Below are 21,848 nucleotides of genomic sequence, written 5' to 3' on the forward strand. Positions count from 1 at the left end.
GGAATTTGTAACTTTCATTTGCTGATAACTTTTGGTTGCTCTTAACTGCTTTTTCATGAATATTATATTCAAGTCTCCAACCCACGACAAGCAACAGGATAAAGAGACTGGTGCAGATCATCACTTTGCGCATCAACATGTGAACCCCTCCTTTGTATGAAGATTCTCCATTTATACTAGGTGCTATACGCAAAAGGATTTACCTTTACAATCTCCCCGGTAAACTATATAATTAAAACTAATTGTATATTGGTTTACCCGGAGGAGCCTGCCAACAGCGGGCTCTTTTTGTGTTTTTTTCGTAAATTGGAAACAGGAGGCAGAGAAAATGATGGCGGAGATGAACAATGAGAGCATTATGGTGTGTGTCCATTATGGTCCGCACGGACAGCGGTTAATTCAAAGAGGCAGCGAGTTGTCCCGGTTTCTCGGGGCTCCTTTATATGTGCTTACAGTGGATGCAACCACAGATCATGAATACAACCAAAACAAGGAACAATACCTCTCGGGATGGGAAGAGCAGACTAAAGATGCTGGAGGAGCGTTTCTGATTCGTAAATGCAATGGGAAAAAGACATCTGAGGTGATTGTGGAGACAGCCCAGGAAAAAAAGGTTACTCAAATCATCATCGGCCAGTCCAGTCAAACGCTATGGCAAGAGATTACCCGTGGTAATTTTGTCAACGATTTGATTGAACAACTGGGTCCTATTGATCTTCATATTGTGGCTGTACAGCGTTATCCCGAGCTTTTAGAGCACTCACATGAGAAGGGATTTTCCGCTTATTTGGTGAAGCAGGATGGAAGTTATGTACTGAGTGAAGAGCCTGGTGGAGAAGATACGATAAAAGGGATATTTTTTCGTGAGCTGGATACTGATTTCAACAGTGGTCTATTCAAAATCGTTAGAAATGGCGAAGCCCAGTATTTGAGAATTCTACAAAGTGAATGGGTAAAGCCGCATTCCTAGAAGTTCATATACAAAAAAATAAGTTTATATAGGGGGAGTGCTCGACTGTGTTGCATGCTGCAATTTTGATTCCATTTCTGCTGGCTGTTCTAATCCCGTTGACCAAGGGCATTTCGCGCTTTCATACAGGTTGGACAGTCTTGCCCGTACCCACAGCTCTTTTCCTGTATTTCCTGACAAGGATATCGAACATTCAGGCTGGAAATGATACGATGTCAACTATATCTTGGATGCATTCGCTTGGGATTGATATTACGTTGCATCTGGATGGACTCAGCCTGCTGTTTGCTCTGTTGATTACGGGGATGGGTGCGCTGGTGATCTTGTATTCCATTTATTATCTTAATAAGCGGACGGAAGCGATTCGCCATTTCTACATCTATTTGCTCATGTTTATGGGAGCAATGCTTGGTGTCGTTTTGTCCGACAATTTGATGGTTCTATATGGATTCTGGGAGTTAACCAGTATTACTTCATTCCTGCTGATCGCCTTTTGGCACCGACGGGAAAGATCCCGTTATGGAGCGCTGAAGTCGATGCTAATCACCGTCTTTGGCGGGCTGGCGATGTTCGCGGGGTTCAATCTGCTCTACGTAATGAGTGGAACGTACAGCATTCGGGAGATTATAGCCCAAGTCGGCTTATTGACCGAGTCCCCGTTGTTTATTCCGGCGATGCTGCTGATTCTACTGGGGGCATTCACTAAGTCCGCACAATTTCCTTTTCACATCTGGCTGCCCGATGCCATGGAGGCACCGACACCTGTCAGTGCTTATCTGCATTCAGCTACAATGGTTAAGGCGGGGTTATACCTTGTGGCGCGTCTTAGCCCCGTATTCGCTGGTCAGTCCGAATGGTTCTGGTTGGTCTCACTTTCCGGTCTGGTCACGCTTTTTTATGGATCGTTTAAAGCGATTAAACAAACAGATCTTAAAGCTCTGCTTGCCTATTCCACCATTAGTCAGCTCGGTCTGATTATGTGTTTGCTCGGGCTGGGATCGGCTTCTGCCTTTTTTTTCGGTACAGAGGAGTCGTTATTCTATACGACGGCTACTGCGGCGGCCATCTTTCATCTGATCAACCATGCCGTCTTTAAAGGCTCTCTTTTTATGGTGGTTGGTATTGTCGACCACGAGGTGAACACTCGGGATCTGCGCAAGCTTGGCGGTTTAATGTCCTTAATGCCAGTCACCTTTTCTGTGGCGTTGATGGGGGCTTTCTCCATGGCAGGGTTACCACCATTCAGCGGTTTTCTGAGTAAAGAAATGTTCTTTACCGCTGTGTTGAATATTCGAGAGTTGGATGTTCTGAATACACAGTCGTGGATGATTCTAATTCCGGTGATTGCATGGATTGCCAGTGTACTCACTTTTGTTTACAGTATGATTCTCGTATTTGAGACTTTTACTGGTAAACTCCAGTCGGAGAAGCTCGATAAAATACCGCATGAAGCGCCACTGGGTCTGTTAATTTCCCCAGTCCTGCTGGTTTCACTCGCTGTGGTATTCGGCTTATTTCCTGATCTCTTGTCTTATTCTCTGATTGAGCCGGCTATGGGCTCGATCTATAACGAGCTATTGTCGCCAGTGGAAACCTTCGGTGTCTCCATTCATTTCTGGCATGGTTGGACACCTGAGATATTCATGACACTGGGTGTTATCGCTGCCGGGACACTTCTCTATAGAAGATACAGCCGACTGCGGATTCTGGATCGGGGATGGAACGGTAGCAATTTTCTTAATCTCTTGTATGACGGATCTCTTCAAGTGCTGGAGCGTGGATCGAACCGCTTCACAAATCTCTATATGACGGGATCAAACAGACACTATTTGCTTTATATATTTGGCTTTTTCGTCATTGCCTTGGGAAGTGTGATGCTTGGGACGCAAGGGATATCGCTGGGTATGAGCCACTATGCTCCATTAGCCTTTTATGAGGCTGTCATTGTTGTTGTAATGCTTCTAGCAGCATTTGCCGTACCCTTTGCTAAGTCGCGGGTCAACGCGATTTTGTTCACCGGTGCAGTCGGGTACATGGTGACCCTGCTGTTTGTTATCTTCCGCGCACCGGATCTTGCGTTAACACAAATGATCGTGGAGACAGTATCCGTCATTCTGTTCCTTCTGTGCTTTAAGTATCTTCCAAAGTTAAAGAAGGAGAAGGAGCGTCTGAGCTTTAGATTGCCGAATTTGATTATCGCTGTAGGTGTAGGAATTACGATGACACTCATTGCGCTGGCAGCCATGGGCAGTAGTCCATTCGCTCCCATTTCGGAGTTTTTCCTTAAAGAAAGCTATTCCTTGGCCGGGGGGAAAAACGTAGTCAATGTCATTCTCGTTGACTTCCGGGGATTCGATACTTTATTCGAAATTATGGTTCTGGCTATTGCATCCCTCGGCATTTATGCCTTGATTAACTTGAAAATGGAGCCTGGTATTTCACCCGCCAACAAAAATAAGAAGGGGGGAAGAATTGCCTTTCCGCTCCGGAGTAATGATGTGATCCTGCGAACCCTGTCCAAGGTTATCATAATCGTGATTCTCACCTTCTCAATGTATTTGTTCTTTGCCGGACACAATAATCCGGGAGGTGGCTTTATCGGAGCGCTGATGACTTCAGCTGCGCTTATTTTGATGGCGATCTCTTTCGGAATGGACACGGTTCGTAAAGTCCTTCCGGTGAATTACCGCATGATCACGGCGGTGGGGCTGCTCATTGCAATTCTAACTGCGTCTGGCTCGTTTGTTTTCGGAGCCCCTTTTCTCAGCCATGCTTTTGGTCACTTTGATCTGCCTATTATGGGTGATACCGAGCTGGCTACAGCAGTCCTCTTTGATCTGGGGGTATACCTGGCTGTAGTAGGTGTGACCATGAGTATTATTTTTACCATAGGGGGGGATGAGTGAAATGGAACTGATTATGGCTGTAGCAGTCGGTATTCTATTTACAATTGGAGTGTACCTGATTCTATCTAAGAGTCTTCTTCGTATTGTTTTGGGTACTTCCTTGCTAACACATGGCGTTCATCTGCTGCTACTGACGATGGCCGGACTAAAGACAGGAGCTGCTCCAGTATTAGGAGGTAAAGCGGAAACTTATGTGGACCCTTTACCGCAGGCGTTAATTCTGACCTCTATCGTTATCAGTTTTGGAGTCACTGCCTTTTTCTTCGTGCTTGCTTACCGCTCATACCAGACGTTGGGCACCGATGAAATCGACAGTGTTAAGGGGGAAGAACAATGACCAATCTCTTGGCACTACCGATTTTAATTCCCTTGTGTACCGCCGTTATATTGATTTTTCTGAAGGAGAAGATTCTGCTTCAGCGGCTCATTAGTACAGTTAGCGCCATTTTGAATATTATAATTGCTCTTGTGCTGATTTACCGCATTCATAGCGGGGGGATACAAACTTTGCAAATGGGGGGATGGGTGCCGCCGTATGGCATTGTGTTCGTGGGGGACATGTTTGCGGCTCTGCTTGTGCTGACCGCTTCAGTGGTAAGCTTGGGTATTCTCCTCTACTCCTTCCGCAGTATAGGGGCAGAACGGGAGCGTTTTTATTACTATACCTTTTTTCACTTCCTGCTTGTAGGTGTCTATGGATCATTTCTTACAGGAGATATGTTCAATTTGTTCGTTTTCTTCGAGGTTATGCTGATTTCCTCCTATGCCTTGATTTCACTGGGGGGAACGAAGCTCCAGCTTCGGGAAACGTCCAAATATTTGCTTATTAACATTGTGTCTTCCACACTCTTTGTGGCGGCAGTTGCTTATCTATATGCGGCTGTAGGCACCCTGAATATGGCTCATTTGTCTCAGCGGGTTGCTGAAGCGGGGCAGGGCGGCGTACTCAATGTGATCGCTGTTCTGTTCCTGATTGTGTTCGCATTGAAGGCGGGGTTATTCCTCTTTTTCTGGCTGCCGGGTTCTTACAGTTCGCCGCCGTCTGCTATTAGAGCCTTGTTCGGTGCGTTACTGACAAAAGTGGGACTGTATGCAATCATTCGGACCTTTACTCTTATTTTTGTGAATGATCCCGGACTCACGCATACGTGGATCGCCTGGATGGCGGCGGCTACGATGATTCTGGGAGGACTGGGAGCGGTAGCTTATAATGATATTCCCCGTATTTTTAATTACAACGTCATTATCAGTGTAGGTTTTGTGGCCTTCGGTCTGGCTGCAGCGACACCAGATGCATTGAATGGGGCGGTTTTCTATTTGCTGCACGATATGCTGGCGAAAGGATTAATGTTTATTCTTGGGGGCATCATTATCACTGCAGCGGGAACGGACCAATTAAAAGATATGGGGGGCCTCATCAAACGCTATCCCTTAATCGGCTGGATGTTCTTTACACTGGCCCTTGCACTTGTAGGTATTCCGCCGCTTAGCGGGTTTGCTGGTAAAGTGTTGATCACTCGGGGCGGACTAGATGCCGGAATGCTGACATTATCCTTGATTGGGCTAGGCTCGAGTTTCCTTGTACTGTATTCGCTGATCAAAGTATTCAGGCTTACATTTTGGGGGAATGAACCCGAAGGCGACTTGCCGAAGATAGGGCTAAAAAGTGTGAATGCTGTGGCGGCCGGTTTGCTCGTCCTGGTTATATTGATGGGCATCGGGGCGGATTGGGTCTATTCCTATGTTGCACAAGCCGGGGATGTGCTAGCTCATCCCGCGCTATACATCGAAGCTGTAATAAAGGAGTAGATGAAGATGGTCTTTCAAATATTATTAAATCTGATGATTGCGTTGCTGTGGATGCTACTTAACAACGACTGGTCAGGGTCGCGGTTCACCATCGGCATTCTGCTAGGGATAGCCATATTGCTTGTTTTGCGTAAATTCCGTCCAGAACCTTTCTACCTGAAGCGTATATGGGCCATCCTAAAGCTGCTACTTCTGTTTATGCGCGAGCTGATCGTTTCCAGCTTTGCGGTTATCCATCATATTCTCCGCCCGAAGCTGACGATCCGCCCAGGCATTTTTGCATATGAGACCGCCCTAAAGTCAGATTGGGAGATCACTATTTTATCGTGCCTCATTTGTCTGACACCAGGAACGCTCACTCTAGAAGTATCTGGAGAAGGTCAAATGCTGTATATTCATGCCATGGACATACAGGACGCGACACTGCTTTCTGAGCAAATTAGAGGGACATTTGAAAAAGCGATCATGGAGGTGACACAGTGATAGTTTTGGCACTTTTGACTGCATCACTGGCTATTCTCTCCTTAGCCATATTAGGTTGCTTGTACCGTTTGATTAAAGGACCGACACGTCCGGATAGGGTAGCAGCGCTGGACACGATAGGTATAAATCTGCTAGCTATGATTGCTGTGATCTGCATGCAGCTGAGGACACAGGATTTTATTGAGATTGTTCTTGTTATAGGAATACTGACGTTCATAGGAACAACGGCATTGGCGAGATATATAGAAAGAGACGCCGTCATAGATACTGGGGGTGATGAACTTGATCGGTGAGTTGCTTATTGCGATCCTTGTTTTATTCGGTGCTCTGTTCTGTGGATTGAGCGCGTTTGGATTGATGCGGCTGCCAGATGTTTATTTACGTTCTCACGCCGCAACCAAAAGTGCAACGCTTGGCGTGCTTTGCGTATTAACAGGAGCCTTTCTTAATTTTTTGTTTTATGTAGACGTGGTCAGTATCAAATTACTGCTTGCCATTGTATTTGTCTTTATCACTTCTCCAGTAGCTGGACATCTAAATGGAAGAGCTGCCTACCGTTCGGGAGTCCCTTTATGGGAAAACAGTGTTCAGGATGATCTGGCGCCGGTATTGGAACAAAATACATCTTTAAAACAACCAAAATGAAAGCAACCCATAGTGCAGGATTTGCGTCATGTCCGTCTGGATTGATAATAAATGTGGAGGGATCATGTGCACAATATTATTTCAGTCCAGCCGTATTACAAAGCGGAAAGGATCGTAACTCCGTTAAAACAGGAAACAGTCATTCATCGTCGAGTTTTACACTTGTATACAACTAAAATTGTATCAGCGTACCGGGAGTTTTCTCTCAATGAGGTATATGATATATCGTTTAAAAGTATCGGGCAGGGTCATGGTGTTCTTTATTTGCATACGAAACAAGGTGTATTTCCTTATACTGTAGAATCAGATCCTAAAGACTTTATAATCGAATTCAAAAAAATTGTAGAAAAGTAAGATCGTTCGATATAAGAAATTTAAAAAGACCGCATCTATTTTGCGGTCTTTTTCTAATGCCTGAAGTTACATAAAGCTTTTAGCATGTGTTACATAACTGCGCAGAATCATGCCGAGGATGACGATGAACATACCCATCCATGATAAAGGAGATGGAATTGGAATAGACAGAAAGATTAATTCTCCCATTAATGCAAAAAGCACTCCATCATTTTGCGATTACCTAATGGATAGACGAAAGAGGCGAGTATGACAGGCAGAATTCCGAAAATAAAGGGACAAGCAAAGAACCAGAAATAATGGTAATTTTCCAGGTTCCCGCAATCAACCAACCCGGTAAATAAGCCGATGCGAAGCATAGCGGAGCATAAAATAAGCCAAATCCGATAAAGCTTCACCACAACCACGTTCCTGGTTGTTTCTTCATGACTTTCCAAAGAGACTTAAGCTTTTGTTGGGTCATCACAATGACGACTAGAATAGGAACCATAAACAGATATCGCAACGAAGCAACTTTAGATCATTCATTTCAAGAGTTTCTTCACAGTTGACAAGGCAAAAGGGATGCTGTATATTACTGAAAGTTGTTGTTAATAGTAATTATTACGATTTAAAAATGAAAAGCCGATATTCAAGGGAGCGTACCAGCGATGAATAAGAAAGCAATACCGGTAACAGTGTTGAGCGGATATTTGGGTGCAGGAAAAACAACGATTTTGAATCATGTATTAAACAATCGGGACGGAATGAAAGTGGCAGTCATCGTCAATGACATGAGTGAAGTGAATATAGATGCTGAGCTGGTTAAAAAAGAGGGCGGCTTGTCCAGAACAGAAGAGAAACTGGTCGAGTTGTCTAATGGTTGTATTTGCTGTACATTGCGTGAAGATTTATTGTTGGAGGTCAAGAAGCTGACGGAACAAGGCGAGTTTGATTATATTTTAATCGAATCTACAGGCATCAGTGAACCTGTGCCAATCGCTCAAACCTTTACGTACGCCGATGAAGGAACTGGCATTGATTTGGCATCGCTGGCAAAACTGGATTGCATGGTGACCGTAGTCGATGCGAACCGTTTCTGGCATGATTTTGAATCAGGAGAAACGCTACTGGATCGCAGGCAGGCTACTGGTGAAGACGACACGCGTGATATCTCGGATTTGCTGATTGACCAGATTGAAACCTGTGATGTATTGATTCTGAATAAGTGCGATCTGGTTCAGTCTGCCGAGCTGGACAAGCTGGAGGGTGTGCTGCGGAGATTACAGCCTGAAGCCCGAATCATTCGTACTTCCAAGGGAAAGGTCGCTCCTTCGGACATTTTGAATACAGGGCTGTTTAATTTTGACAAGGCTAGTCAATCCGCTGGATGGATTCGGGAGCTAGAGCTTGAAAGCCATACACCGGAAACAGACGAATATGGGATTCATTCCTTTGTATATCGCCGTAGAAGACCATTTCACCCTGCAAGATTGGCTGAATTTATGAACTATTGGCCGGAGGAGATCGTTCGCGCCAAAGGTTTGGCCTGGATTGCCACACCGCAGGATTGGGCAGCGAGTATTAGCCAGGCAGGACCCTCTATTCAATTTGGCCCTGCGGGAAGCTGGCTTGCTGCGTTGTCTGAAGAAGAACGGCAAGAGATCGTCGCAGCGGACCCCGAGGCTCTGGACCATTGGGATGAACAATGGGGCGATCGCATGAACGAAATCGTTATGATCGGTATCGGAATGAATCGACCGGACTTGGAAGAAGAGCTAGATGAATGTCTGCTGAACGATAATGAAATGGATATGGACTGGTCCAGTTTTGAAAATCCGCTTCCTTGGCCGACATGATGAAGCTAGTTGATCCATTCAGTAATAAAGTCCATACATTTTTTAGCTGCTGGAGAAACATTTTTTAAGGAAGCGGTAGCGATACCGATAGTACGGGAATGCCTTTCATCCAAAGGTCGAATAGAGATGTCGTAAGGAATGTGAGACAGGATCATTTCAGGAAGAATACTCACGCCTAGGCCATTCTGCACCATAGCCATAATCGCATGGTCATCTTCTAATTCATATTTGATTTTAGGTGACATATTATACTGTGAAAAAATATTCCTTACATCGGTGTCACAGCCTGCAACAGGCATAATAAAAGGCTCATCTCTGAGCTGTTCTACTCGAATGGAGGCTTGCTTTCCCAGAATATGATCGGAAGGAAGTAGACAAAGCATGCTTTCTTCTTTTAAGGGCAACGCCTCTAATGTGTCTAACGTGGGTAGGTTCACAAAGCCGAAATCAGCCTCCCCACTGATTATCCAGCTCTCAATTTCATGGTAGTTCCCATCGAGCAGTTTTATTTCAATAAGAGGAAACTGCTCATTGAATTTTTTTAGAATACGGGGCAGCCAATGAATAGAGACGCTTGAAAATGTGCCGATCTTTACGGTTCCGATTTCCAATCCTTTAATTAGAGCCACCTCTTGGTAGAGCTTTTCGTCCATTTGTACGATCTCTCTAAATTGCTTCATCAATCTTTCTCCGTTATTGGTCAATCTGATGCCTGAACGACCTCGGATCAGAAGAGTCAACCCTAATTCATGTTCCAATCCAGAGATCGCATGGCTGATTGCTGATTGTGTAAGATTTAAAACTTCCCCGGCCTTTGTGAAACTTCCCATTTCAACTACGCAAAGAAAAATCTTATATTTAAACAAATTCGTGTTCACTCCTATTTTTTATGAAATATATTCATGTATCATATCAGATATATTCATTTTTTTTATTTAATATTTATGATTATAATCAAATGAAAGAAAGGTTATATATTTTTGTTTTAGGAGGAACATATGAACTCAATTGCTAAAACTCCTCGGCCACCCTATTATGCGGCTATCTTTACTTCTGAACGTACGGAAGGAGATGGCGGATACGGAGTGATGGGAGACAAAATGGTGGAACTGGCTGCCGAGCAGCCTGGTTTTCTAGGTGTGGAAAGTGTTCGTGATCACAATGGAGTAGGCATCACAGTTTCCTATTGGGAGTCTCTAGACGCTATAAAAAATTGGAAACATAACGAGCTGCACAAGGTAGCGCAGGAAAAAGGGAAATCCGAATGGTATAAAACATTTGGTTTAAGAGTGAGCAAGGTAGAACGAGATTATTTTTTTACAGTGTAAATAGGTTCAATATCTTTCTATTCATATTCAGTTCATAAACGTGGTTTATCCTCGCTATAGAAACCGTATAGGGAGGATATGAATGTGGATTATACAGACAAAAAAGAGACCTTGGCCATTGAAGCAAGGGGACTCGTTAAAACTTTTGGTGATAAGCATGCGGTTGACGGTGTCGATTTGAATGTCCATGCTGGCACGATCTACGGTGTGCTCGGCCCTAATGGAGCAGGTAAGACGACTACCATCCGAATGCTGTCAACGTTATTGCGACCTGATGGTGGATCAGCGCGTATCTTCGGGCACGATGTAGTAAAGGAGCCGCAGGTTGTGCGTCAATTGATCGGGGTAACAGGCCAATACGCATCGGTCGATGAGTCGCTTAGCGCTACTGAGAACCTGATCATCTTCTCTAGACTGCTTGGACTGGGACGTGCCGAGGCGCGTCATAAGGCAGCGGAGCTGTTGGAGGAATTTGGCTTGGCCGAAGCAGCCAAGCGACCGTTAAAAAAATTTTCGGGAGGCATGCGCCGCCGACTGGACTTGGCCGCCAGTCTCATTGCTAAGCCGCCGCTGATCTTCCTGGATGAGCCGACTACCGGACTAGACCCGCGCACGCGTGTCCAGATGTGGGACACGATCCGGCGTCTGGTCAAGACCGGTTCCACCGTACTGCTCACTACCCAGTACCTCGACGAGGCGGATCAACTTGCTGACCGAATCGCGGTGATCGATCATGGCCGGGTAGTCGCTGAGGGTACGGTGGATGAACTGAAAGCGGCAGTGGGGGCGTCGACTCTGCAACTCAAAGTGCAAAATCAACAGGACATTGAGAGAGCTGTTCAGATCGTTGAACAGGTGCTTTCAGTCAAGTCCAGCGTGTCAGTGGAAGTTGGAAAGATTATTTCTCCGATGGCCAATGCAGATCGGGTAACGGACCTGCTGATTGCCCTCCGTACTGGAGAGATTCGTCTAGCAGAAATGAGTGTGCAAAAGCCGACGCTTGACGAGGTGTTTTTGTCCATTACTGGTCATGGGGCACAAGTAAACGAGCAGCAGACGTCCCAAGGAGCGCATGCTGGGGAGGGGGCGAGAGTATGAAGAGCACTACGGTTATGACAGGTTTTGATCGCACTTTGAAGAAGTCTGTGAGTTTCAGACAGGCGTTCTTCAATTCCATGACGATGGCCTACCGGGGCATTCTGAAGATCCGGCATACTCCCGAGCAATTGTTTGATGTCACGCTCCAGCCGATCATTTTCACACTTATGTTTACCTATATCTTTGGTGGCGCCATCTCAGGAGACGTGCAGCATTATTTGCCGGTTATTATTCCAGGCATCCTCGTGCAGACTGTGATCTCGACCTCCGTCGTTACCGGCGTCCAACTACGTGAGGATATGGACAAAGGAGTGTTCGACAGATTCAAGTCACTCCCAATCGCACGTATTGCGCCTTTGGCTGGAGCTCTGCTGGCTGACAGTATCCGGTATACTATTGCGACTGTACTTACCTTCGCCATGGGGTATATTTTGGGGTATCGGCCAGAGGGAGGACTGCTGAGTGTTGCTATCGCCGCGCTTTTGGTCATCGTGTGTTCCTGGGCAGTCAGCTGGATTTTCGCCTTCTTTGGCGTGATTGCCCGCACTGCTTCCAGTGTACAGGGCATCTCCATGATTGTTCTGTTTCCGCTCACTTTTGTTTCCAACGCATTTGTGCCTGTGGACACAATGCCTGGTTGGCTACAGTGGTTTGTGAACGTTAACCCGATTTCACATCTTGTGAACGCAGTCAGGGAGCTTGCGAATACGGGAACGATTGGCGGGGAACTGGCGATCTCCCTGCTTGGCGCTACAGTCATTGTGGCGATTTTCGCGCCGCTTACGGTGCGTGCATATATGCGTAAAGCATAAGATGGCAGTCTTCTTGACGAGGATGAGAGATTTAAGGCAGAACTAGTTAGGGGGGATTGAAATGGCGCGTGTATTGGTCGTTGATGATGATCCGCATATTCGCGAACTGGTCGGACACTTTTTGAGGATGGAAGGTCTGGATGTAGTCGAGGCGGTGGATGGATTGGACGCGATGCGCATTTTTGATCAAATCAAAGTCGATTTACTTGTTCTTGATATCATGATGCCGGGAATGGATGGTTGGGAGTTGTGTCGTAAGCTGAGAGAGCAAACCGACCTGCCGCTGCTTATGCTTACAGCTAAAGGCGAGACGTCACAGATCGTGAAAGGTTTCGCGCTCGGAACGGACGACTATCTTGTCAAGCCATTCGACCCCATGGTGCTTGTTGCACGCGTGAAGGCTTTATTAAAACGCTATCGTATCATGGCTTCCAAATCAGTGACTGTCGGAGATCTTGTCCTGCGCAGTGATACATTTGAATGCTGGGCTGAAAAGAAGGAGTTTACTCTGCCGCGCAAGGAATTTGAGCTGCTCTTCAAGCTGGCCAGCTATCCTGGCAAAACCTTTACCCGCGACCAGTTGATCGAACAGATCTGGGGTTATGATTATGAGGGAGACGAAAGAACGGTTGATGTCCATATCAAACGCCTTCGGGAACGGTTTCCGGAGGCAAGCCACTCCTTCCGGATCAGTACGATCCGAGGATTGGGTTATCGGCTGGAGGTAAGGCAATGAAACGAGAACCGGGATTCCTCCATATCCTTGCGAGACTCATGCTGGTGTTATTGGTGCTGTATCTCAGCTGGACTGCCGCGTTCTTTATTATGGAGGCGATCTATTCGCACATGTCATGGGCTCCCCATGGTTTGTTCGTCTTTCTTATGAATACGACGCTTGGCTTTTTCTTCTTCGGTATTATCAGTATGACGGTAAGGCGCTTCTTCCAGCCTAGAGAACAGCACGCTTTTACCGAAATGATCGATGCTTTAAAACGTATTTCGCAAGGAGACTTTCACATTAATCTGAATTGGGATCTCGGCGGGAGGAACGGAAAACATCGGAGGCCGCATCCTTATGTACAGTTGGTGGACAGTATCAATGATATGGCTGCAAATCTGAAGGCTATGGAAAAGCTGCGGGAGGAGTTTATTTCAAACGTATCCCATGAAATCGGCTCACCGCTGACCTCGATAATCGGATTCGCCAAGGCGCTCAAGGACGAGAATCTGGATCGTGAGCAGCGAGACCGGTATTTGACGATCATCGAGACGGAGTGTATTCGTCTATCCAAGCTAAGCGATAATCTCATGAAGCTGGCGATTCTGGATTCGGAGCGGCATCCGTTTCGTCCGTCCCTTTATCGGCTGGACAAGCAGCTAATTTCGCTTATTCTCGCCTGCGAACCGCAATGGGAGGCTAAAAAAATCGAGATGACTGTTGAGGTGGATATCGTTGAGATCAACGCGGACGAGGATCTGATGGGCCAGGTTTGGGTAAATCTCCTTCACAATGCCATTAAATTTACACCACAGGGTGGAAGCATATCTGTTTCTCTTTCAAGTAACGGTGAACAGGCGATTATCCGCATTGCGGATACGGGGCAGGGCATCAACGAACAGGATCAGCAACGCATTTTTGAACGATTTTATAAAGCAGACCAGTCACGGGCTCGATCCGCAGGTGGCAGCGGCTTGGGACTTTCCATTGCCTATAAAATAACAGAGATGCATACCGGCTCTATCTCTGTATCCAGCAAGGTGGGAGAAGGAACGGTATTTACAGTTATGCTGCCGCTGCGCCAAAAAGTAATGAAAGACAGCAGCAACTGTGAAATGTACACCGGCACAGTAATATAAAAAGGAGCGTCTTCTAAAGCCATAAACGGCTGAAGGACGCTCCTTTTTAGTTCCCATACTTATACTCTTATGGCATATGCGTATGTGCTCAGGACTTAGATGTATTTATCGGCTGCATCTCCTGTATAGCTTCTTTCAAGCTTTGTGAGCATTGCTCATACAGCTGTTTTCTTTGTTGCTCACTGGAACCAGATGCGAGTTTTTGCAACTCCGTTGTGCATTGCTCCAGCAAAGTCAGCACGGCCTGATTCGAATCCTGCACCTTGCTTAGCTGTACATTATCGCTGTATGGGTCAATATATAGCTCCCCTTGCGTGTCTACCTGGGCAAAAAACACATCTTTGACCGTTAGACTCTTTTCCTTTAGCTTGGCATCCAGCCATTGTTGAGTGATCCCCATATATGCCATTTGTTGCTGCATAAGTTGTCCATCCATAATGACTGCTGTGGGTTCTTTTTCCGGTAATTGCAGCATATTCAGATCCTTAAGCGTCACCGGCTGCTTGTCTTTGGTTAACAGCACATTGACTTCGCCACTGGTTTCCATAAGAGCAAATTCCACGTCAGCTACTTTGAATACATTCTTGCTTCGAAGCTGCTCCATGAGTTCATCCAGGGTGAGCCGTTCTTTTCTCAGATTATCCTCTAAAATTTTGCCGTCTTTGATCAGGATTGTTGTCCTTCCATCTGTTATATCTCTGATTTTTTTGCTTTTAATTTGCAAATATTCAATGCCAAGGGTTGTCAGTACCCATACTGACAAGGCTATGAGGCCTAGATACCAGGTGGATTCACGCTCCATAGGAATGGTAGCAGCCAGGTTACCTATCGTGATTCCTGTTATATATTCGAACAAGGAGAGCTGGGATACCTGACGTTTTCCAAGAATTTTGGTGATTAAAAATAATATAGCGACAGCCATTAATGTGCGTATAGCAACCTCGGCCCAATCCTGCATTTGCTCAACCTCATTTCATTTCGCCACAAGGGCGCTACTATTCCAAGGATATCCGCGTCAAGGCACATTTAAACTCCAATTCCCCTAAATTTAAATAACTGAGCTGCCAATAAACCGATTGATTACAGTATAAAATTAAAATTTTCTATCGTTGAATTGTCAATGTCTATTACACAAGCGATTGACGGAAAAGGGTCGGCAGGATACATTATAAATATAATTCTTATTTAATTCATCGGAATTATAAACATTAAGCTCGCGGAGGTATGTATATGTCGTCCAAACCTAAAGTTGTATTGTGGAGTAAAACCGGCTGTCATTTTTGTGGAGAGATCAAATCGTACCTGGAATCCCAAAATCAGCCGTATGAAAATATCCAAGTGGACGGAAATGATGCGCTGCGTGACGTGCTGGAAACCAAATATGGTGTTCGTTATGTTCCTGTCGTCGAAGTAGGCGGGGATAACAAATATGAAGCCCTGCTCAACCCGGATCTGGAAGAGTTGGGTAAAGTGCTGGAAAGTTACAATCAAGTGGTATAACAATCATGTTCAAGAGAGGTGGAAGAGTTATGGCTAAGAATAGACAAATTAAATTTGGTGCGATTATTCACGGCGTTGGGGGAAGCATGACGACTTGGCGTCACCCTGAAGTACCTGCGGACGCGAGTGTTAACTTTGAATTTTATAAAACGCAGGCGCAAAAGGCAGAGGAAGGAAAGTTCGACCTCGTATTTATCGCAGATGGCCTGTTCATTAACGAAAAATCCATTCCTCACTTTCTGAACCGTTTTGAGCCAATTACGATTTTGTCTGCTTTGGCTGGAGTGACGAAGCATATCGGACTGGTTGGCACATTGTCGACTTCCTATAGCGAACCGTTCACGGTAGCACGCCAGTTTTCTTCCATTGATCATATTAGCGGAGGTCGGGCAGGCTGGAATGTGGTGACTTCCCCGCTGGAAGGCTCTGCCCTTAACTTTAGCAAAGGCGAGCACCCGTCGCATCCGCAGCGCTATAAAATTGCAGAGGAATATTTACAGGTTACGAAAGGACTGTGGGACTCGTGGGAAGCGGATGCGTTCGTTCGTGATAAGGAAGCTGGAGTATTTTTTGATCCTGAAAAGCTGCATACATTGAACCATAAAGGTGAGTTTTTCTCTGTGCAGGGTCCGCTGAACATTGGACGATCCAAGCAGGGACAGCCGGTTATTTTCCAGGCAGGTTCCTCGGAGGATGGCAAAAACCTGGCCGCCAAGGAAGCGGATGCTGTATTTACAGGACATGAAACGTTAGAGGAAGCGCAGCAGTTTTATCGTGATGTGAAAGAACGTGCGGTACGCTATGGTAGATCCGAAGAGGATATTGTCATTTTGCCGGGCATATCGCCGATTATTGGCAATACAACGGAGGAAGCGGAACGTAAGTATGAAGAGATCACTAATCTGGTGACGATTGAGGCTGCGCTAAAATATTTGGGACGTTTCTTCGATCATCATGATTTCTCACAATATCCGCTGGATGAGCCATTCCCTGAGCTTGATGGTATTGGCAGCAATGCGTTCCGCAGCGGTACAGATAAAATCAAACGAGTAGCCAAGGAACAAAACTTGACCTTACGCGAGGTTGCGTTGCGTTCAGCTACGCCGAGAACCTCTTTTATCGGAACCGCTGAGCAGGTGGCGGATCGAGTGCAGGAGTGGTTCGATAGAAAAGGAGCAGATGGATTCATTATTGGTTCTGATGTACCATCGGGTCTGCATGACTTCGTCAATCTGGTTGTGCCTATTTTGCAGGAACGCGGTATTTATCGTCAGGATTATGAATTTAGCACACTGCGTGAAAACCTGGGCGTGCCTATACCTGAGAACCGCTACACAGCGGCCAGATCTAAAGTGAAGGTTGACGCATAACAGAAGGAGGAAAAAATATGTCCAAGGTTGTCATCCTATCAGGCAGTCCGTCTACACAATCCCGTTTATACGGCTTGATTCACTATACAACGGAGCAGTTGCAGCAGGCTGGAGCGGAGGTCAAACTGCTGAATGTGGTCGACTTGCCAGCGGAGGATCTAGTCACAGCTAACTTTAACAGCCCTGATATCACAGCATCACTTGCGCTGATTGCAGCAGCGGATGCCGTCATTGTGGCTTCTCCAGTCTATAAGGCGTCCTATTCAGGACTATTGAAAATATTCCTGGATTTGGTTCCGCAGGAGGGACTAAGAGGGAAACCTGTCTTGCCTTTATTTATCGGAGGCACACTGGCTCACCTGCTGGTCATTGACTATGCATTGAAGCCGGTTATTAATGCACTGGGCGGAAGACATATTCTTGGCGGGGTGTATGCAGTGGATCAGTGGGTCGAACGTCTGCCGGATGGAGCGTACGGGGTGTCCGAAGAATTGGTTGCACGGTTGGAACGTTCTGTTAAAGAACTAAATGGGCTATTAAAATTATAGATATTTTCAATATGTCCATTGACAGGTCGTTCAGTGAGTTTTATGATACAAAAAACCAAGTTAACATATTGGATAAGTGTATATAAAACTTACTGGGGGACTTGCGTATGAATATCGAGAATATGGAAGCCTTTGTATACGTGAATCATTATGGGAGCTTTAATAAGGCGGCAGAAGCCTTGTTCTTGTCCCAGCCCTCTGTTACAGCCCGGATTCAGACGCTAGAGCGCGAGCTAGAATGCAAGCTGTTCGACCGTCAAAGCAAGCAAACGGTTCTGACAGAGGATGGACGAAAGTTTCTTCCTTATGCGGAGCAGATGCTTCAGGTGCTGCAAAAAGGGAAGCAAAAGCTCCAACAGCGTAAGAAAGCCCCTCAACAAATTCGAATTGGCTGCACGATATCGGTGTCGAACTACATTATTCCAGAGATATTAAAGCAGCTTCGTGCCCGTTATCCAGAGGTTAGCTACAAAATTGTGACGGCAACGACGGATCAACTGGTACATAAACTGTTGAACCGTGAGGTAGACATTAGTTTTGTCCGTAAAGTGATGCATCCGGCTATCCGTACGCTTGCTTTTTATGAAGATCCGATTTCCCTGTATGTATACGACGGCCATCCGTTTATGAAGACAGGAAAGGCCAGCATACAGGATATTCAACGTGAAACACTGGTGTTTTTTGAATGCGGATCACTAGATTGGATGAGGATTCATCGCGCTTTTGAATCACTGGAGCAGCCACCAGACATTGCTTTTCAGGTAGACAATGTGGTCACGGCCAAAAAGCTGGTATTGGAAGAAGCGGGTATTGCCTTCTTGCCAGATGTCTGTGTAAACCGTGAAGTGAAAGATCAGAAACTGTTCCGTATCCATGTTCCAGAGATAGCTGGGGTGTCGATGCAGATTAGCATAATTGTGACCAAAGAGGACTGTGCAGTGACCTCGGATTTTGCAGATGCACTGACAGAAGGTTTCCGGGGTGCTGTTCTGTTATAGAAAAGTTCTATAGCTTGGTGGATTGACGTATAGGTATCCAGGTGTTAAATTAATCACATCCTAAAACCGATTAAATTTATAGGAATTATGTATAATTGAGTATTATAGCTACCATGTATGTCGCAAACTGCTGATATACAAAGAGATGAGGGGGATTCATATGAAAAAGTGGTTTGCAATATTGTCTGTTATGGCAATCATCCTGGTGTTGGCAGGCTGCAGTTCCTCAGATAACGCGTCTAGCGCGTCAGGTTCAAGCGGAGACGTGAAGAAAATTATCGTAGGCACAGGTACTCAATTCAAAAATGTATGCTTTATTGACGAAAACGGAAATTTAACAGGTTTTGATGTGGAGCTGATTAAGGAGCTGGACAAGCGCCTACCTCAATACGAATTTGAATTCAAAACGATGGACTTTGGAAATTTGCTGCTAAGTCTCGATGCCGGCAAGATTGATCTGGTATCGCATCAAATGGAAAAAAACCCGGAGCGTGAAGCCAAGTATCTGTTCAACAAAAATCCATATAGCATTTTTCTGAACAGAGTCGCTGTAGCGAAGGATAACAATACCATTCACTCCATTGATGATTTGAAAGGGAAAAAGGTACTCACCAGCCCAACCAGTAATGCGGCGTATGTGCTAAAAGAATATAACAAAAACCATGGAGATGCCCTGAATATCGTTTATACGAGTGGTGCGGCCAATGATACGGTGCAACAAATTACGAGTGGCCGTATAGATGCTACCGTTACGACAGACTTTGCGAACCGTTTTAACACCGATGAAAAAGGAGAAGTAGCTCTGAAAACCGTTGGTGATCCTTTGACTCAATCGGATGTACTGTATGTACTGAACAAAAATGAGCAAGGGTTGGCGGATGACCTTGACAAAGCCATTCAGGAAGTGAAGGACGACGGTACGCTGTCGAAGCTGAGCATTAAATGGCTTGGAGAGGATTTCACGAAGTCTCTGGAAGATGTAAAAAAAGAAGGTAGCAGCAGTAAAAAGTAAGGATAGACTTGGACATTTCAGCGGTCAGGGTACTCTATGTATTCTGACCGCTGATGTATAGAAAGGGGGCAGGCATATGAGCAGAGAGTTCAATATTGACTATGTTTTTAGCTTTATCCCGAAAATGCTGTCTTACTTACACATCACCTTGTTTATTGTAGCAAGCTCGCTTGTATTGGGGCTTATCATTGGTCTGTTGGTTGCGCTGCCTCGCATGTATAACATTCCATTTCTCAAACGTGTTTCTCAGGTGTATGTTTCCTTTTTTCGCGGAACACCTATTCTAATCCAATTGTTTCTGGTGTATTACGGCCTGCCAGAGCTACTAAAGCTGGTGGATATCAATTCCTCCAGATGGGATGTGCTGTGGTTTGCTGTAGCGACCTACGGACTCAATAGTGGAGCCTTTATTTCCGAAATTATCAGGTCAGGAGTAGAGGCAGTAGACCGAGGACAAATCGAGGCTGCACAGTCCGTCGGCATGTCAGGCTATCAGACCTTTACACGTATCATAATGCCGCAAGCGCTGGCTGTGGTGGTTCCGGTATTTTCCAATCTGGTGATTGGCAATCTAAAGGATACTTCGCTGGCATTTACGATCGGAGCGATGGAGATGACAGGGAAATCACAGACATTAGGGTCGGCTACCCAGCATTTTGTTGAAACCTATATCGCGTTATCCCTTATCTATCTGGTGATCAGTCTGATTTTACAAAAATTGTTCAAGGTGCTGGAAGATATGCTTCTCCGGCATGAGCATCGGGATGAAGTGCAGAAAGAACCCGAAAAACGAAAAAGTTTTGTGGTGCGCTACCTGAGAAGTCCCCGTCTTAGTAAAGGAGGTAAAGGCATATGAGTCTGGATTTTGGATTTATATATACTGCCTTTTTAGGGTTGTTCTCCGCGCTGCCCAATACCTTAATTATTACGGTAGTTTCCGTACTGGCAGGTTTGGTCATCGGTATGATAACGGCGCTGGCGCGAATCTATAAGGTTCCTGTGTTGTCCCAGATTTCTCACGGTTACGTTACCTTTATCCGTGGTACACCGATGCTGATGCATTTGCTGCTTATTTATTTCAGTTTGCCTTTGTTGATTGATGCGGGAGTGAAGCATTTCGGCTGGTCGTTACAATCCAAAGATGTCCCTTATATGGTATTTGCACTCATTTCATTTTCCATTACTAGTGGCGCGTATATGTCTGAGGTCGTCCGTTCTGGAATTCAATCGGTCAATAAGGGGCAGATCGAGGCGGCATATGCCGTCGGTATGACGACGTGGCAAGTGCTGAGACGGATTGTATTTCCGCAGGCGTTCGTGGTGAGTTTGCCAAACCTGACGAATTCCGTTATTGGGATGCTTCATGGCTCTACCTTGGCCTTCACGGTTTCGGTCACAGAAATCCAGGCACAGGCTGAAATTCTGGCATCTACCAACTGGAAATATTTGGAGGTATATATCGCAGCTGCACTGCTATTTTGGGGCTTGACGGTATTGATTGAGCGAATATCTGGGTTGGTGGAGAAAAAAATCAATGTGTTTAATGGAGGTCGAGCATCATGATCCGTCTGCAAAATATTACGAAGTCGTTCGGCAAACATGAAGTGCTCAAAGGCATTGATTTGACTGTGAACAAAGGCGAGGTCGTCGTTATTTTAGGCCCGAGCGGTTCAGGAAAAACGACTCTGCTACGCTGCATTAATTATCTGGAAAAGCCGAATGATGGGGAAGTCAGCATTGGCGATTTTACAGTGAACTGCAAGCGACCTGCGAAGAAGGATGTTTTGGCTTTGCGTCAAAAGACGGCTATGGTTTTCCAGCAATACAATTTGTTCAAGCATAAAACAGCACTGGAAAATGTCATGGAGGGACTTGTCGTTGTTCGTAAGGTCAAGCAGGAGGAAGCGAAGAAAATCAGCATTGAAGTGCTGGAAAAGGTCGGTCTGGGTGAAAAGCTAAATCATTATCCAAGCCAGTTATCCGGCGGGCAGCAGCAGCGTGTCGGCATAGCGCGTGCTTTGGCGCTGAACCCGGAAGTGATTTTATTTGATGAGCCGACTTCGGCGCTGGACCCTGAGTTGGTGGGTGAGGTGCTGTCGGTGATCCGCAAGATTGCGAAGGAAGGCATTACCATGATTGTCGTTACACATGAAATGGGCTTTGCGCGCGATGTTTCAAATCATGTGGTATTTATGGATGGCGGTAATATTATCGAGGAAGGCACACCGGAAGACATTTTTAACCACCCCAAAGAGGAACGTACCAAACAATTCCTGAAACGGATTACACCGGAATATAACTATTCAATTTAGACGGGAGA

23 protein-coding genes and 1 pseudogene are annotated in these 21,848 nt (G+C 45.7%); 21 read left to right on the forward strand and 3 right to left on the reverse strand.

Annotated elements, in window-relative coordinates:
- Window positions 1–328: 328 nt before the first annotated feature.
- The 7 genes from MKY35_RS10735 to mnhG are packed head-to-tail and all read left to right on the forward strand — an operon-like array spanning window position 329 to window position 6,813.
- The gene (locus MKY35_RS10735) at window positions 329–970 is read left to right on the forward strand and encodes a universal stress protein (protein WP_190299157.1); all 642 of its coding nucleotides are present in this window, start codon (window positions 329–331) and stop codon (window positions 968–970) included.
- A 47-nt stretch (window positions 971–1,017) separates the two neighbouring features.
- Window positions 1,018–3,876: a Na+/H+ antiporter subunit A gene (locus tag MKY35_RS10740; protein ID WP_342446334.1), complete on the forward strand. Its 2,859-nt coding sequence runs from the start codon at window positions 1,018–1,020 to the stop codon at window positions 3,874–3,876.
- Window position 3,877: 1 nt separating this feature from the next.
- Window positions 3,878–4,213, forward strand: coding sequence for a Na(+)/H(+) antiporter subunit C (locus tag MKY35_RS10745; RefSeq protein WP_134902158.1), 336 nt, complete (start codon window positions 3,878–3,880; stop codon window positions 4,211–4,213).
- On the forward strand, window positions 4,210–5,685 hold the full coding sequence (locus MKY35_RS10750) for a Na+/H+ antiporter subunit D (protein ID WP_342446335.1): 1,476 nt from the start codon (window positions 4,210–4,212) through the stop codon (window positions 5,683–5,685). The genes MKY35_RS10745 and MKY35_RS10750 overlap by 4 nt, the downstream gene beginning before the upstream one ends.
- 6 nt (window positions 5,686–5,691) lie before the next feature.
- Entirely contained in the window at window positions 5,692–6,168 is a 477-nt protein-coding gene (locus MKY35_RS10755) for a Na+/H+ antiporter subunit E (protein WP_328802504.1), read from the forward strand.
- Window positions 6,168–6,461 carry a Na(+)/H(+) antiporter subunit F1 gene (locus MKY35_RS10760; RefSeq protein ID WP_342446637.1) on the forward strand — a complete coding sequence of 98 codons (294 nt, stop codon included), beginning with the start codon at window positions 6,168–6,170 and terminating at the stop codon, window positions 6,459–6,461. Before MKY35_RS10755 ends, MKY35_RS10760 begins: the two co-directional genes overlap by 1 nt.
- A complete protein-coding gene (gene mnhG / locus MKY35_RS10765; protein WP_342446638.1) occupies window positions 6,445–6,813 on the forward strand; it encodes a monovalent cation/H(+) antiporter subunit G in 369 nt (122 codons plus the stop codon). The genes MKY35_RS10760 and mnhG overlap by 17 nt, the downstream gene beginning before the upstream one ends.
- A 420-nt stretch (window positions 6,814–7,233) precedes the next feature.
- Here the strand turns inward: mnhG and MKY35_RS10770 are convergent.
- Window positions 7,234–7,678, reverse strand: a pseudogene (locus MKY35_RS10770) (multidrug resistance efflux transporter family protein); the annotation flags it as partial.
- 139 nt (window positions 7,679–7,817) lie between these two features.
- On the opposite strand from MKY35_RS10770, the gene MKY35_RS10775 reads away from it, so the two are divergent.
- Window positions 7,818–9,005, forward strand: a complete 1,188-nt coding sequence (locus MKY35_RS10775; protein WP_322252036.1) for a GTP-binding protein — start codon at window positions 7,818–7,820, stop codon at window positions 9,003–9,005.
- 5 nt (window positions 9,006–9,010) lie between these two features.
- Here MKY35_RS10775 and MKY35_RS10780 read toward each other — a convergent pair whose 3' ends face one another.
- Entirely contained in the window at window positions 9,011–9,871 is an 861-nt protein-coding gene (locus MKY35_RS10780) for a LysR substrate-binding domain-containing protein (RefSeq protein ID WP_322252037.1), read from the reverse strand.
- 132 nt (window positions 9,872–10,003) lie between these two features.
- On the opposite strand from MKY35_RS10780, the gene MKY35_RS10785 reads away from it, so the two are divergent.
- The 5 genes from MKY35_RS10785 (at window position 10,004) to MKY35_RS10805 (ending at window position 14,100) form a co-directional block, all read left to right on the forward strand.
- Window positions 10,004–10,333, forward strand: coding sequence for an antibiotic biosynthesis monooxygenase (locus MKY35_RS10785; protein WP_013310063.1), 330 nt, complete (start codon window positions 10,004–10,006; stop codon window positions 10,331–10,333).
- Window positions 10,334–10,411: 78 nt separating this feature from the next.
- The gene (locus MKY35_RS10790; RefSeq protein ID WP_342446336.1) at window positions 10,412–11,431 is read left to right on the forward strand and encodes an ATP-binding cassette domain-containing protein; all 1,020 of its coding nucleotides are present in this window, start codon (window positions 10,412–10,414) and stop codon (window positions 11,429–11,431) included.
- On the forward strand, window positions 11,428–12,243 hold the full coding sequence (locus MKY35_RS10795; RefSeq protein ID WP_029519108.1) for an ABC transporter permease: 816 nt from the start codon (window positions 11,428–11,430) through the stop codon (window positions 12,241–12,243). The genes MKY35_RS10790 and MKY35_RS10795 overlap by 4 nt, the downstream gene beginning before the upstream one ends.
- 61 nt (window positions 12,244–12,304) lie before the next feature.
- Entirely contained in the window at window positions 12,305–12,979 is a 675-nt protein-coding gene (locus tag MKY35_RS10800; protein WP_342446337.1) for a response regulator transcription factor, read from the forward strand.
- Window positions 12,976–14,100 carry a HAMP domain-containing sensor histidine kinase gene (locus MKY35_RS10805; protein ID WP_342446338.1) on the forward strand — a complete coding sequence of 375 codons (1,125 nt, stop codon included), beginning with the start codon at window positions 12,976–12,978 and terminating at the stop codon, window positions 14,098–14,100. The genes MKY35_RS10800 and MKY35_RS10805 overlap by 4 nt, the downstream gene beginning before the upstream one ends.
- A gap of 88 nt (window positions 14,101–14,188) precedes the next feature.
- Here the strand turns inward: MKY35_RS10805 and MKY35_RS10810 are convergent, their stop codons facing one another.
- A complete protein-coding gene (locus MKY35_RS10810; protein ID WP_322252041.1) occupies window positions 14,189–15,058 on the reverse strand; it encodes a DUF421 domain-containing protein in 870 nt (289 codons plus the stop codon).
- Between the two features lie 272 nt (window positions 15,059–15,330).
- Here MKY35_RS10810 and MKY35_RS10815 point away from each other — a divergent pair, with 272 nt between their 5' ends.
- The 8 genes from MKY35_RS10815 (at window position 15,331) to MKY35_RS10850 (ending at window position 21,840) form a co-directional block, all read left to right on the forward strand.
- Complete coding sequence (locus MKY35_RS10815; protein ID WP_029519113.1) at window positions 15,331–15,600, forward strand: glutaredoxin family protein; 270 nt, start codon at window positions 15,331–15,333, stop codon at window positions 15,598–15,600.
- A gap of 29 nt (window positions 15,601–15,629) precedes the next feature.
- Window positions 15,630–16,970 carry an LLM class flavin-dependent oxidoreductase gene (locus tag MKY35_RS10820; protein ID WP_342446339.1) on the forward strand — a complete coding sequence of 447 codons (1,341 nt, stop codon included), beginning with the start codon at window positions 15,630–15,632 and terminating at the stop codon, window positions 16,968–16,970.
- Between the two features lie 17 nt (window positions 16,971–16,987).
- Window positions 16,988–17,518: an NADPH-dependent FMN reductase gene (ssuE, locus tag MKY35_RS10825; RefSeq protein WP_342446340.1), complete on the forward strand. Its 531-nt coding sequence runs from the start codon at window positions 16,988–16,990 to the stop codon at window positions 17,516–17,518.
- A 107-nt stretch (window positions 17,519–17,625) separates the two neighbouring features.
- Entirely contained in the window at window positions 17,626–18,516 is an 891-nt protein-coding gene (locus MKY35_RS10830) for a LysR family transcriptional regulator (protein ID WP_342446341.1), read from the forward strand.
- A gap of 160 nt (window positions 18,517–18,676) precedes the next feature.
- Window positions 18,677–19,528, forward strand: coding sequence for a transporter substrate-binding domain-containing protein (locus tag MKY35_RS10835; RefSeq protein WP_342446342.1), 852 nt, complete (start codon window positions 18,677–18,679; stop codon window positions 19,526–19,528).
- A gap of 76 nt (window positions 19,529–19,604) precedes the next feature.
- Window positions 19,605–20,384, forward strand: a complete 780-nt coding sequence (locus MKY35_RS10840) for an amino acid ABC transporter permease (RefSeq protein ID WP_342446343.1) — start codon at window positions 19,605–19,607, stop codon at window positions 20,382–20,384.
- The gene (locus MKY35_RS10845; RefSeq protein WP_342446344.1) at window positions 20,381–21,091 is read left to right on the forward strand and encodes an amino acid ABC transporter permease; all 711 of its coding nucleotides are present in this window, start codon (window positions 20,381–20,383) and stop codon (window positions 21,089–21,091) included. The genes MKY35_RS10840 and MKY35_RS10845 overlap by 4 nt, the downstream gene beginning before the upstream one ends.
- Window positions 21,088–21,840 (forward strand): amino acid ABC transporter ATP-binding protein, encoded by a 753-nt coding sequence (locus MKY35_RS10850; RefSeq protein WP_342446345.1) that lies wholly within the window; start codon window positions 21,088–21,090, stop codon window positions 21,838–21,840. The genes MKY35_RS10845 and MKY35_RS10850 overlap by 4 nt, the downstream gene beginning before the upstream one ends.
- Window positions 21,841–21,848: the final 8 nt, after the last annotated feature.

Origin of the sequence: Paenibacillus sp. FSL L8-0638 (assembly GCF_038593075.1) — a bacterium.
Lineage (GTDB): Bacteria > Bacillota > Bacilli > Paenibacillales > Paenibacillaceae > Paenibacillus > Paenibacillus polymyxa_D.